Here is an 11,857-nt window from a genome sequence, read left to right on the forward strand (position 1 = left end):
CTTAATAAATATTAGCTCGTAACTTAACGCTTTTGGCTAGAGCGCTTAAGATGAAGTTTTTACTTTCAATAAAGCTTCTTTGAACGATTTCTCTGTTGTTATCCCACTTGCATTGGAAGGGCAAGTTATTGGGTTGGAGGGTTTGGATACCTTTTAAGGAATTGATAAAAACATCTTTAGGATCGTTTTTGTTAATAATCAAAAAATAATAATCTCTATCGGTGTTTTTGCCTAAGTCTTTATGCAGTTTTTGAAAGTATTTTTCCCATGCGATTTCGTTATTAAACTCCGGCACTAAGCCACACAACGCATAATAAATCCCTAATTTACCATTAAGATTGTCAGCGGTTTTTGTGGTGGTGGTTTTAATATTAACAGGATAAAAAATATCGTTTTCTTCAAAACTAAAATCCCACCACTCTCTGGCTTTTGGTAGTTGGATAGGAAAAAAATGTTTGATGGTGTTTAAAATTTCTTCTTCATTGACAGATGAATTTAATCGCCCATCCTGTAAGGGTTGAGACAAATTATAAGGGTTTGTTTTTAAAAATTCTGCAATTTCATTAAGCTGTGTGGGTATCATTAAATATCCTTATTAAAAAGGGTATTTTACCACACTCCTTATTTTAGCCCCTTATTTTTTCAAGCTAATGGCTTCTTTAATCATGTCATCGCCCGCGCCAAAGGCTCTAGCGTTCATAGAATAGCCTCTTTGCATTAAAATGAGATTGGTTAGGGCGTTCCCGGCATTCACGTTGCTTGTTTCTAAATATTTATGCCTGATTTTCCCAAACTTGAGCTTGCCCTCTTCGTCCCACCCTAAAATAGGGTTACCGCTTAGGGGTCTGTTTTCGCCATTAATGGTGCCTTCTTGCATTTCATAGAGGTTACCGCCGATCTTTCTCAAGCCTTGATCGTTAGTGAAAGCTAAAATACCGATGCGAGCGACCGGCTCTACCACCCCGTTACTAAAGGCTAGAGAAATCACGCCATTTTCTTCAATGCGCATGTCTCTAAAAATGCCCCTAGGCTTGCCGTCTTGGCTCGCTTCTAAGAGTTTAGAGTCTTGGTAAGACAAATCGCTAGAATCATGGTTTTCGCTCTTATCTAAAGAGTAGGTGAGCTTATTGCCTTTAAAATCCAAAGTCATGGGGGCGGATTTCATTTTGTGCGTGGCTGAATCAAAGCCGACAATTTCCCAAGTAGGATCATTGATAGGTTTTTTGTTTTTGGGATCCACAATATAACTTTTCACTTCCCAAGTTTGGTTTTTCCTTTTACTCGTGGGGCTTGATGTGGGATCGTTGGAATTAGTCATGTAATATTCGCTTTGGAGCAAGTATTTATCCCCGGCTTTATCATAAATATCCACTTCTGTGCTGTAATAAGGGATTTTAATCGCCACTGAATCCCTGCTGATGCCCTTTTTCAATTCCATTCCGTTCGCATTCAAGCCCAATTTATCCGCAATGCCCCCACTCAAGCTAAAGGTGATAGGCGTTTGGCTAGGATTAGCGATCTCTAATAAAAGGGGGGGGCTTTTGGCGTCTTTTTCGCTTTTGATGAGGTTTAGGTCTAGCCCGGTTTTTTCTTTAAGGAGTTTTTGCAAATCGCCTAAGGTTTTGAATTGGTTTTCGCCTTTTTCAGCGTCCCCATAAGTGAAAACCAAATCCTCTTTTTTGCCATCTTCTTTTTGGATACTGATGTTTAATTTGCGATTAGTAATCGCGTCTATTGGCTCGTTATCGTTATTCGCTAGGGCGTTAATATCTTGGTTTAAAAAACGCTCTTTAATAATCTCGCCCTTATCGTTTAAGAAAAAATCTTGCACGCCCTTTAAATGGTCTTTAGGGTTTAGATTCACGCTGATATTCACTTTCGTGCTAAGCACCGGCTGGTAAGTCAAATCTTGGGGGATTTGTAAGGGCGAAAGGGTGTTGCCATGCAATTTTTCAATGTCTTCATCTCTAGCGGTGGAATTGAGCGTGCCGTCTTTGATTTTTTTCAAATCAATGCCATAAACATAATAGCCCTCAGGGGTTACTAAATAGCCATCAGCGTCTCGTGCGAAATTCCCAGCACGCGTGAGAAAATTATCCTGTTTTTTGCTAAAGCCGTCTTTATTGATGGTCATTTCCCCATTTTTATTGGGCCCTATCACAAACCAGCCCTTGCCTTGATACGCCATATGAAATTCCCCCTCACTTGGCATGTATTCCCCGTCTTTATTAGAAAGGACATTGCCTGAGCCTGTAACGCCGTAATTTCTATCATTAGCCACAACGGATTTGGCGTTCAAAGCGTCTAAATGCGAAGAAAACAAGGTCTTAAACTCCGGATCATTGGAGCGATAGCCTAAAGTATTGACATTGGCGATATTATTTGAAAGGCTGTCAATGCCAAACTGGTGGGTCTTAATCCCGCTATAAGCGTTTAATAAGGTGTCGTTCATGCTGTCTCTTTAGGGGAGGTTTGGGGTTTCTGTTCAATCGGTCTTTGATCAGAGAGTTTTTGTTCAAGGGGCTTTTGATCAATCGGTCTTTGATCCGAGAGTTTTTGATCTAGCGGTTTTTGTTCAGAGATTTTCTGTTCAAGGGCTTTCTGTTCAAGCGGTTTTTGATCCGAGAGTTTTTGAGGTTTTTGATCCGAGAGTTTTTGATCAAGGGGTTTTTGATCCGGTTTATAAAACTCTATCGCGCTGTCTATGGGTAAAATCATTTCGCCCATTCTTAACATGGGCTTGCCTTTATCAAAAATCACGCTCTCCACTTCGCCCCTACCAATGCGCGTTTGCAAATACTGCTTGCTTTGAGAGTCTAAATTGTATTCAGCCTTGATTTTGTAATTGCCTTTAGGGACTTTTTCGCCCTTTTCGTTTGTGCCGTCCCATTCAAAATTAATATACCCCTTTTGCCCGTTATAATCTTTTAAAGAAATCGTTTTGACTAATTCATTGTTTTCATTTAAGATTTGAATCGCTGGCACTCCTTTAGAAGCGTCAATTTTTTCATCAAAAAAGAGCGAAAAAGAAAGCTTGTTATTGCCATCAAAATTCGCCCCGCTCACATCGGTTTCAGCGATTTTGCCTATCATGCTCACAGAATTAAGGGCCGTTACTTCCCTTAAAGCGTTGTTAGCCTTCAAACTATCGTCCATGCCTTTATTCAGGTTTTCCATGGTGTCTTTTAAAGCGCCTTGAAAGTCTTTTAAAGATTCGTTAGTTTCTTTATTGGATTTCATCGCACTGGCGACTTCTTGCATGGTTTTTTTGTTTTCTTCTTGCATTTCCACTTGCGTGAGCTGTGCGGTTTGGGTGATGATTTTATCCGTTTCCATAGGAGCGGTGGGGTCTTGATTTTTCAATTGCTCTAAAAAGAGTTTCATGAAAGCGTTTTTATCCAACCCATTAGCGATGGTGGGCTGCTCTTTTTTCCTTTCTTGCGCGGCTTTAGCTCCTGTAACTTCTGCTAAATCAATAGCCATGATCTCTTCCTTGTTAAAGATGTCTTATTATAGGGCAAACTTGCTTAAAATCACGCATAAAGAGTGATTTGCATGCTTGTTTCTTGGTTTTCATGGTCCGTGTTCTCTTGGTAGCTTTTTAGGGCGTTTTCTTTTAAGGGGCTTGATTCTTGCTCTTTGAATAGCTCTCTTAATTGCTCTTTGGGTTGCTCTTTAGAAGAATCTTGCGAAAAACTCAAATCCACCCCTTCAAAACCTAAAGCGTTCAGGCTGTTTTTAAGATCTTGTTGGTTGTCCAAAAAGGTTTGCAAGCTGTTATTATGAGAGATCACGCTCACTTTAAGGTTTTTACCCACTTTTTGAATAATCACTTCAACCTTGCCCAATTCCTTAGGGAATAAATCCATAGAGATCTTACTCATGGGGGGTTTGTATTCTTGGATTTCTTGTTTTAATTGTTGGGTGAAATGCTTGATCGTCTCTTTAGGGGCGATGCTTTTATTGTCGCTTATCTTATCGCTAGCTTGGGTGTTTTGTGCGCTTTGAGCGCTGCTATTAGTTTCTTTAGCTTTTTCTTTATTGTCGCTTATTTCTTTGGTTTTTTCTTCTTTTTCTAGGGGCGTTGGAGCGTTATCGTTAGGGGGGTTAGCTCCTATTAAAGGCATTAAAGGAGGCGTTTTAAGAGGGATTTTAGGGGCATTTTCTGGCGTCGCACTTAGGGCTGTAGTTTGAGTTTTAGTAGGGGTTTTTTCTGGCTTTTTTTTAGAAAGCGTTTTATCCCTTTTAATGGCGTTCATTTGTAAAGCTTCCTTTAAAGGGGGTGTTTTTTTTTCGTTATGAGAGGGGTTTGCGTGTTCTTTATTTGGCGATTCTTTTTTTTCTAAAGATTGCAAAACGCTAGAAAGGTTAGCGGTGTTTTTAGCGTCGTTCTTTGCAAGGGTGTGGTTAGTGGGCGTTTGCGTTGTTTTTAAGGCAAGATGATCGCTCGCATTTAAGGGGTTTTTATTTTCTAGGGTCGTGGCCGCTTGAATGTTGCTGGCGTTTAGGTCATGTTTTTGGCTGAGCGTTTGGATGTCTTTAAGGGTTTTTGGATCTTTAGCGTTATGGGTTGGGGTGGTTGGGGTTTTGATAGCGTTGTTAGAGCGGTTAGTGGGGGTTATAGGGTTTTTATTAGGCAAGTTTGTTTGATGAGCGTTAGAAGTAATTTCGTTAGGCTTTTTTTCATTCTTGTTTAAAGTTTCGTTAGGGGTTTTGGGGTTAGTTTCATTGGCCTCATGGGTTTCATGTTGAGTCTCATGTTCGGCTGTTGGGTGGGTTTTTGGGTGGTTGAGTAAATCTTTTAGGGTAGGGGCTTGTTGGTCTTTAGCGAGGTTTTGAGCGTGTTGGTGGTTTAGGGTAGGGGTTTTTTCAAGCGCTTTAGCGTCTTTAGGCGTGGCTTTTAACGCACTAGGATCTTCTTTAGGGGCGGTTTTGTCTTTAGAGATCTTTTGGTTTAAGATCTTACTGAAATCTTTTGATACGCTTTTAGGGGCGTTTTTGGCGTTTTTAACTTCGTTTTTCGCCCCGCCATTTAAAGCGTTTGCGTTGGTGTGAAGGGGATTAACAGGAGATGGCATGGTTATCCTTTAAAACAACTCTTTTATTTTTTACATGGTGGAAGACAAGCAAAAAGAGTTCCTTAATATGCGTGATCAAATCTAAAAATGCTAAAGGTGTTTTTTAAAACGAAAAACCCCATTTTTTAAAAATAAAAGTTGTCGTTATTCGCGCTTAATGAGAACAGAGGTTTTTAAAACTATGGCTTCGTTTAGGTTTAATTAAATTTCGCTACAATTAAATAAAAACGATAATTTTAGGGAGATTGGCGTGCAAGGTTTATGGATTTATCCAGAGAATATGGAAGTTTTAGGGGTTGCTTGTAAGAGCCTTTTAAAAGCACTAAAGCTCCACTATCAAAAAATCGCCTTGTTTTCACCCATTAATGGGGGGTGTGAGGGCTTTTGGGGAGTGCGAGGGTCTAAGCTCTTTAGAGGTTCATAGCGCCATAGACAAGCAAAAGGCTTTAGAGCTTGTAAGCACCGCTCAAGAAGAGTTACTATTTGAAACGATTCTCAAACGCTATGATGAATTACAAACCACGCATGATTTTGTCATTAATTTAGGGTACGTGCCGAAGTTTTTCTTAAACGCTCTTTTAGATTTAAACACCATTTTAGCCAAGCATTTAAACGCTCCTATGGTGGCTGTCGCGCAAACGAGTTTGGAATATTTGAAAGCCATGCACTTTCATATTCTCAAAAAAGAAGCCCCTTTCGCTTTAGGGCTATTTGTGGGCGAAATGCTTGAAAAACCACATTTTTTGAGCGCGTTTCTTTGCAAGCAACAATGCGAATTAGAAGCGAGCGTGATTGAAAGCGTGTTGCAAACAAAAAGCGAGATTATTACCCCTTTAGCCTTTCAAAGGAGTTTGGAAAAAAAGGCTAAAAAACAGATTAAAAAAGTGGTTTTACCAGAGAGCGAAGATGAAAGGATTTTAAAAGCCGCGCATCGTTTGAACGCCATGGGCGCGGTAGGATTGATCTTATTAGGCGATAAAGAAGCCATTAACTCCCAAGCGAAAAATTTGAACTTGAATTTAGAAAATGTAGAAATCATTAATCCCAACACTTCTCATTATAGAGAAGAATTTGCTAAAAGCTTGTATGAATTGCGAAAATCAAAGGGATTGAGTGAGCAAGAAGCCGAGCGATTAGCGCTGGATAAGACTTATTTTGCGACCATGCTCGTGCATTTAGGATACGCGCATGCCATGGTTTCTGGGGTCAATCACAGCTGAGACCATTAGGCCCGCTTTACAAATCATTAAAACTAAGCCCGGCGTGAGCTTGGTTTCAAGCGTGTTTTTAATGTGTTTGGACACTCAAGTGTTCGTTTTTGGGGATTGTGCCATTATCCCTAGCCCTAAAGAATTAGCCGAGATCGCTACCACTTCCGCACAAAGTGCCAAACAATTCAATATCGCGCCTAAAGTGGCCTTACTCTCTTATGCGACAGGCAATTCCGCTCAGGGCGAAATGATAGACAAAATCAACGAAGCCCTAACAATCGCGCAAAAATTAGATCCAAAATTAGAAATTGATGGCCCTTTACAATTTGACGCTTCCATTGACAAAAGCGTAGCGAAGAAAAAGATGCCTAACAGCCAAGTGGCCGGGCAAGCTAGCGTTTTTATTTTCCCGGATTTAAACGCTGGGAACATCGCTTATAAAGCGGTGCAACGGAGCGCTAAAGCCGTGGCGATAGGGCCTATCTTACAAGGCTTGAACAAGCCCATTAACGATTTGAGTAGGGGCACTTTAGTGGAAGATATATTATTAACACCGTTTTGATTAGCGCCCTTCAAGCGCAAGATTAATCCACTAGGAGGAATTGATGGAAATTTTAGTTTTGAATCTGGGCAGTTCGTCTATCAAGTTTAAATTGTTTGACATGAAAGAAAACAAGCCCTTAGCAAGCGGTTTGGCCGAAAAAATCGGCGAAGAAATAGGGCAGTTGAAAATCAAATCGCATTTGCACCATAACGATCAAGAATTAAAAGAAAAGCTTGTGATTAAAGATCATGCGAGCGGACTTTTAATGATTCGTGAGAATTTAACGAAAATGGGGATCATCAAAGATTTCAATCAAATTGACGCTATAGGGCATCGTGTGGTTCAAGGGGAGGATAAATTCCATGCCCCAGTTCTAGTGGATGAAAAAGTCATGCAAGAAATTGGCAATCTTTCTATTTTAGCCCCCTTACACAACCCGGCGAATTTGGCCGGTATTGAGTTCGTTCAAAAAGTGCACCCCCATATCTCTCAAATCGCTGTTTTTGACACCGCATTCCATGCCACTATGCCCAGTTACGCTTACATGTATGCGTTACCTTATGAATTGTATGAAAAGTATCAAATCCGCCGTTATGGTTTCCATGGGACTTCACACCATTATGTGGCTAAAGAAGCGGCGAAGTTTTTGAATACCGCTTATGAGGAATTTAACGCTATCAGTTTGCATTTAGGGAACGGCTCAAGCGCAGCCGCCATTCAAAAGGGTAAAAGCGTGGACACTTCTATGGGGCTAACCCCTTTAGAGGGTTTGATTATGGGCACAAGGTGTGGGGATATTGATCCCACTGTGGTGGAATATATCGCACAATGCACGAACAAGAGCTTAGAAGAAGTGATGAAAATCTTAAATCATGAAAGCGGTTTGAAAGGCATTTGTGGGGATAATGAGAAACATAGAAGCCAGAAAGGAAAAAGGCGACAAGCAAGCCGAGCTCGCTTTTGAAATGTGCGCTTATCGCATTAAAAAGTATATTAGGGCTTACATGGTAGTCTTAAAAAAAGTAGATGCGATCATTTTTACAGGGGGATTAGGGGAAAACTACTCGGCTTTAAGAGAGAGCGTGTGCGAGGGCTTAGAAAATTTAGGTATTGTTTTGAATAAAACCATTAATAACGAGCCAGGAAGTGGGTTAGTGGATTTAAGCCAGCCTAATACTAAAGTCCAAATTTTACGAATCCCCACTGATGAAGAGCTAGAAATCGCTTTACAAACCAAAAAGGTTTTGGAAAAAACAGAATAAAGAATTGTTTAAGAAATCTATAAGAAATTTTTGGGTAAAAAATTAGCTTTCTTAAATTAAGTTCTAAATTAAGAAAATATCACACTAGGAGTTTTTGATGAAAGTGGTTCATTTTTTAGAGGGCGTTCATTTTGAAAAGCTCCACATTGAAGCGTTGAGTGAAAATTCTTCCAATAAAGAAATGCGCATTTGCATGCCCAAAGGAGCGATCATGGACAAGCACAAGGCCCCGGGAGCTATCAGCGTGCAGGTTTTAGAGGGCAAAATCGTTTTTGAAGTGGGAGATGAAAAAATAGAAATGCCAAAGGGAGCGTTAATCAGCCTAGAAGCGCAAGTTTCGCATCGTTTGGACGCTTTAGAAAATAGCGTTATAAGGCTATCTTTAAGTAAAAAATAAGGAAAATCAAATGATGAAAGCCGTTTTTATCAATGTTTGGTATTTGCTTTTAACGATCATTTTATTAATCATCATATGGAGGATCATTAAATTAGTGTTAAAAGATAAAAACGACAGCGACGATAAGGGGTTAGGGTAAAAGCGCGTTTTTGATCTAAAAAGATGAGCTAAGAGGATAAAAGAAGTCGTTTAATGATAGTCGTTTAATTAAGCACGCTACAATACGAAAATTTTAAAAGACAAGGAAAAGAAATGAGCGAGCAACGAAAAGAATCTTTACAAAATAACCCTAATTTGAGTAAAAAAGACGTCAAAATCGTGGAAAAGATTTTGAGCAAGAACGACATTAAAGCCGCTGAAATGAAAGAGCGCTACCTACAAGAAGGGCTGTATGTGTTGAATTTCATGAGTTCTCCCGGCAGCGGTAAAACCACGATGCTAGAAAATCTAGCGGATTTTAAAGACTTTAAGTTTTGCGTGGTAGAGGGCGATTTGCAAACCAATAGAGATGCGGACAGATTGCGTAAAAAAGGCGTGAGCGCGCATCAGATCACCACCGGCGAAGCGTGCCATTTGGAAGCGAGCATGATTGAGGGGGCGTTTGATTTATTAAAAGATGAGGGGGCGTTAGAAAAAAGCGATTTTTTAATCATTGAAAATGTGGGGAATTTGGTTTGCCCCTCAAGCTATAATCTAGGGGCGGCGATGAATATCGTTTTACTCTCTGTCCCAGAGGGCGATGATAAGGTGCTAAAATACCCTACGATGTTCATGTGCGCGGATGCGGTCATTATCAGTAAAGCGGATATGATTGAGGTGTTTAATTTCAGGGTTTCTCAAGTCAAAGAAGACATGCAAAAATTAAAGCCTGAAGCGCCTATTTTTTTAATGAGCTCCAAAGACCCTAAAAGTTTGGAAGATTTTAAAAACTTCCTTTTAGAAAAAAAGCGTGAAAATTACCAATCCACGCATTCGTTTTAATGTGTTTAGCGATCCCCTCTAAAGTCATAGCCATTAACGATAATGTGGCTATTTTGGAGACTTTGGGCGTTCAAAGAGAGGCGAGCTTGGATTTAATGGGCGAGTCCGTTAAAGTGGGCGATTATGTGTTGCTCCACATCGGCTATGTGATGAGTAAGATTGATGAAAAAGAAGCCCTAGAATCCATTGAGCTTTATCAAGAAATGATCGCCAAAATGAACGAAACGCATGAATAAACGCAATAATAACAATGAGCGTTGATCACCTCATTTCGCCCTTTAGAGACAAGCGAGTTATTTTAGCGCTCTCTAATGAGATTAAAAAACTCGCTTCCAAACTCACTAAAAAATTAGTCATCATGGAAGTGTGCGGAGGGCATACGCATTCTCTCATGAAATACGGGCTTTTAGACTTGATGCCTAACAATTTAGAGTTTGCGCATGGGCCGGGGTGTCCGGTGTGCGTGATGCCAAGAGCGCGCCTTGATGAAGCTTACGAACTCGCTAGCATGAAAGATAGCATTGTTTTGAGTTTAGGGGATATGATGAGAGTCCCAGGGAGCTATGGGAGTTTGATACAAGCCAGAGAAAAGGGGTTAGATGCGCGCTTTTTGTATTCGCCCATGCAAGCTTTAGAGATCGCTAAAGAAAACCCGCATAAAAAAGTCATTTATATTGCGATCGGTTTTGAAACCACCACGCCGATGACGGCTAGCGTTTTACTCAATGCCAAAAAAGAAAAATTAAAAAATCTTTTTTTCCACATCAACCACATTTTAGTGCCTCCGAGCGTGAGCGCGATTTTAAAAGATCCGGCATGCCAGATCAACGCTCTTTTAGCCCCTAGCCATGTGAGCGTGATAAGCGGCGCTCAAATCTATTCTCCTTTAGTGGATCGCTTTCAAATCCCCATTATTGTGAGCGGTTTTGAGCCGGTGGATATATTAGAAAGCGTGCTGATGCTTATCAAACAAGCCCTAAACAAAGAAGCCAAGCTAGAAATCCAATACAAAAGAGCGGTGAGCTATGGAGGGAATGTGAAAGCGCAAGAGTTAGTCAGTGCATGCATGGAAGTGAGAGAAAATTTTGAATGGAGAGGTTTGGGGAATATCAAACATTCCGCTCTCAAACTCAAAGAAACATTTGCCTCTTATGACGCTGAAAAAGTCTTTAAAGAATATTTAAGCCACAAAACCTCTAAAGAAAACAAAGCATGCAAGTGTGGGGAAATTTTAAAAGGCATTGCTAAGCCCCTAGACTGCTCGTTATTCGCCACAACTTGCACCCCGCAAAACCCGATCGGCAGTTGCATGGTCAGCTCTGAGGGGGCGTGCGCGGCGTATTATCGTTACAAGCGCGTTTGAGCTTTAAAAATTGCTTTTTAGTGAAATCGCTCAAACCTTCGCAATTGACATCCACGCTAACCGGTTTTTTAGGGGGGTTTTCTTTTTTGACAACCGGTTTGTGGTAAGGTCTTTTCCTAATACTCGCTTGGATAGTATCAAAATCAAAGGGGTAATTTAGGGCTTTTAGGGTTTTTTGCGTTTCTAAAAAATGGGCTTTCAGGCGGTTGGTGTAATAATATTCTTCTATCTTAAAGGCTTTCAAATAGCTAGGGTGTGTGAAATAGATTTTTAGGATTTGGTGTTCTACTTTAGCGTATCTAAACCCATGCTTTAAATCCCCTAAAATTCCAGCGACATAACGATTGATCACTTCTCTTCGCTTGATCTGGAGCTTTAGATTTCTAAACGCAGACATTTGGCCAATCTTTTTAAAGAGCAAAAAGGTTTCTTTCTTTTTTAGATAGCGTTTATAAATGAGAGGGTCAAATCCATTTTCCATGATGGAATTATAGCGTTTTAGCTTGACTTTTTTAAAAAGCTTTTGTATAATGCTTCTTTTATTCGTTGGGGTGTCGCCAAGCGGTAAGGCACCAGGTTTTGGTCCTGGCATTCCGAGGTTCGAATCCTTGCACCCCAGCCATTTTTCCTTTTAGCATGTTCTTATATCGCGGAGTAGAGCAGTCCGGTAGCTCGTTGGGCTCATAACCCAAAGGTCAGTGGTTCAAATCCATTCTCCGCAACCAATCTTAATGAAATACCCCCCCTATCCCCTTAAAAAAACGATTTTCAAATGAAGAAAACGATTTTCAAATGAAGAAAACGATTTTCAAATGAAGAAAACGAATTTCCCTTAAGACACCAACTTAAGAAAAAAGCCTAACCATAGATTTAACACCACCAAACGAAACAAAAAGCGTCAAAATCAAAAAAATGACAAAATTTTTAAGAAAATGACAAAAAAAAAACGCTTTCATGCTATAATACGCCCCATGTTTAATACATTAAAACACTCGTTTCAAAAAAGGAGAAAAAACATGAA

10 protein-coding genes, 2 tRNA genes and 2 pseudogenes are annotated in these 11,857 nt (G+C 40.1%); 9 read left to right on the forward strand and 5 right to left on the reverse strand.

Annotation, left to right across the window (positions count from 1 at the left end; all coding sequences use genetic code 11):
- Position 1 precedes the first annotated feature (1 nt).
- Genes EXS92_RS06485 through fliK form a run of 4 tightly spaced genes read right to left on the reverse strand, consistent with a single transcriptional unit; the run spans position 2 to position 5,078 of the window.
- On the reverse strand, positions 2–583 hold the full coding sequence (locus EXS92_RS06485) for a restriction endonuclease (RefSeq protein WP_165515932.1): 582 nt from the start codon (positions 581–583) through the stop codon (positions 2–4).
- 51 nt (positions 584–634) lie between these two features.
- Positions 635–2,452: a flagellar hook protein FlgE gene (locus EXS92_RS06490; protein WP_165515933.1), complete on the reverse strand. Its 1,818-nt coding sequence runs from the start codon at positions 2,450–2,452 to the stop codon at positions 635–637.
- Positions 2,449–3,483 carry a flagellar hook assembly protein FlgD gene (gene flgD / locus EXS92_RS06495; RefSeq protein WP_165515934.1) on the reverse strand — a complete coding sequence of 345 codons (1,035 nt, stop codon included), beginning with the start codon at positions 3,481–3,483 and terminating at the stop codon, positions 2,449–2,451. The genes EXS92_RS06490 and flgD overlap by 4 nt, the downstream gene beginning before the upstream one ends.
- A gap of 50 nt (positions 3,484–3,533) precedes the next feature.
- Positions 3,534–5,078 carry a flagellar hook-length control protein FliK gene (gene fliK, locus EXS92_RS06500; protein ID WP_165515935.1) on the reverse strand — a complete coding sequence of 515 codons (1,545 nt, stop codon included), beginning with the start codon at positions 5,076–5,078 and terminating at the stop codon, positions 3,534–3,536.
- 250 nt (positions 5,079–5,328) lie between these two features.
- Between fliK and pta the strand changes: the two are divergent.
- From pta to hypD, 7 genes and pseudogenes are all read left to right on the forward strand, one after another.
- Positions 5,329–6,877: pseudogene (pta, locus tag EXS92_RS07895) on the forward strand (phosphate acetyltransferase).
- Positions 6,878–6,894: 17 nt separating this feature from the next.
- Positions 6,895–8,095, forward strand: a pseudogene (locus tag EXS92_RS06515) (acetate kinase).
- A gap of 97 nt (positions 8,096–8,192) precedes the next feature.
- Positions 8,193–8,492 (forward strand): cupin domain-containing protein, encoded by a 300-nt coding sequence (locus EXS92_RS06520; protein WP_165515936.1) that lies wholly within the window; start codon positions 8,193–8,195, stop codon positions 8,490–8,492.
- A 10-nt stretch (positions 8,493–8,502) separates the two neighbouring features.
- Positions 8,503–8,631: a hypothetical protein gene (locus tag EXS92_RS08090; RefSeq protein WP_000973846.1), complete on the forward strand. Its 129-nt coding sequence runs from the start codon at positions 8,503–8,505 to the stop codon at positions 8,629–8,631.
- A 113-nt stretch (positions 8,632–8,744) separates the two neighbouring features.
- Positions 8,745–9,473, forward strand: coding sequence for a hydrogenase nickel incorporation protein HypB (gene hypB, locus EXS92_RS06525; RefSeq protein ID WP_000003616.1), 729 nt, complete (start codon positions 8,745–8,747; stop codon positions 9,471–9,473).
- Entirely contained in the window at positions 9,473–9,709 is a 237-nt protein-coding gene (locus EXS92_RS06530; RefSeq protein WP_000335444.1) for a HypC/HybG/HupF family hydrogenase formation chaperone, read from the forward strand. The genes hypB and EXS92_RS06530 overlap by 1 nt, the downstream gene beginning before the upstream one ends.
- 14 nt (positions 9,710–9,723) lie before the next feature.
- A complete protein-coding gene (gene hypD / locus EXS92_RS06535) occupies positions 9,724–10,836 on the forward strand; it encodes a hydrogenase formation protein HypD (RefSeq protein ID WP_165515937.1) in 1,113 nt (370 codons plus the stop codon).
- On the opposite strand, the gene EXS92_RS06540 is transcribed toward hypD, so the two are convergent.
- Positions 10,787–11,233, reverse strand: coding sequence for a hypothetical protein (locus EXS92_RS06540; RefSeq protein WP_165515938.1), 447 nt, complete (start codon positions 11,231–11,233; stop codon positions 10,787–10,789). The two genes, hypD and EXS92_RS06540, sit on opposite strands and share 50 nt — an antisense overlap.
- 150 nt (positions 11,234–11,383) lie before the next feature.
- Here EXS92_RS06540 and EXS92_RS06545 point away from each other — a divergent pair.
- A tRNA-Gln gene (locus tag EXS92_RS06545) sits at positions 11,384–11,458 on the forward strand.
- A gap of 26 nt (positions 11,459–11,484) precedes the next feature.
- Positions 11,485–11,561, forward strand: a tRNA-Met gene (locus EXS92_RS06550).
- Positions 11,562–11,857: the final 296 nt, after the last annotated feature.

Source organism: Helicobacter pylori (assembly GCF_011175115.1).
GTDB classification, from domain to species: Bacteria; Campylobacterota; Campylobacteria; order Campylobacterales; family Helicobacteraceae; genus Helicobacter; species Helicobacter pylori_DF.

Bases quoted from the DNA above. Each gene is read 5' to 3' on its own strand.
- fliK (WP_165515935.1), bottom strand. From the start codon at position 5,078: ATGCCATCTCCTGTTAATCCCCTTCACACCAACGCAAACGCTTTAAAT.
- EXS92_RS08090 (WP_000973846.1), top strand. From the start codon at position 8,503: ATGATGAAAGCCGTTTTTATCAATGTTTGGTATTTGCTTTTAACGATC.
- EXS92_RS06520 (WP_165515936.1), top strand. From the start codon at position 8,193: ATGAAAGTGGTTCATTTTTTAGAGGGCGTTCATTTTGAAAAGCTCCAC.
- hypD (WP_165515937.1), top strand. From the start codon at position 9,724: ATGAGCGTTGATCACCTCATTTCGCCCTTTAGAGACAAGCGAGTTATT.
- EXS92_RS06530 (WP_000335444.1), top strand. From the start codon at position 9,473: ATGTGTTTAGCGATCCCCTCTAAAGTCATAGCCATTAACGATAATGTG.
- EXS92_RS06485 (WP_165515932.1), bottom strand. From the start codon at position 583: ATGATACCCACACAGCTTAATGAAATTGCAGAATTTTTAAAAACAAAC.
- flgD (WP_165515934.1), bottom strand. From the start codon at position 3,483: ATGGCTATTGATTTAGCAGAAGTTACAGGAGCTAAAGCCGCGCAAGAA.
- EXS92_RS06490 (WP_165515933.1), bottom strand. From the start codon at position 2,452: ATGAACGACACCTTATTAAACGCTTATAGCGGGATTAAGACCCACCAG.
- EXS92_RS06540 (WP_165515938.1), bottom strand. From the start codon at position 11,233: ATGTCTGCGTTTAGAAATCTAAAGCTCCAGATCAAGCGAAGAGAAGTG.
- hypB (WP_000003616.1), top strand. From the start codon at position 8,745: ATGAGCGAGCAACGAAAAGAATCTTTACAAAATAACCCTAATTTGAGT.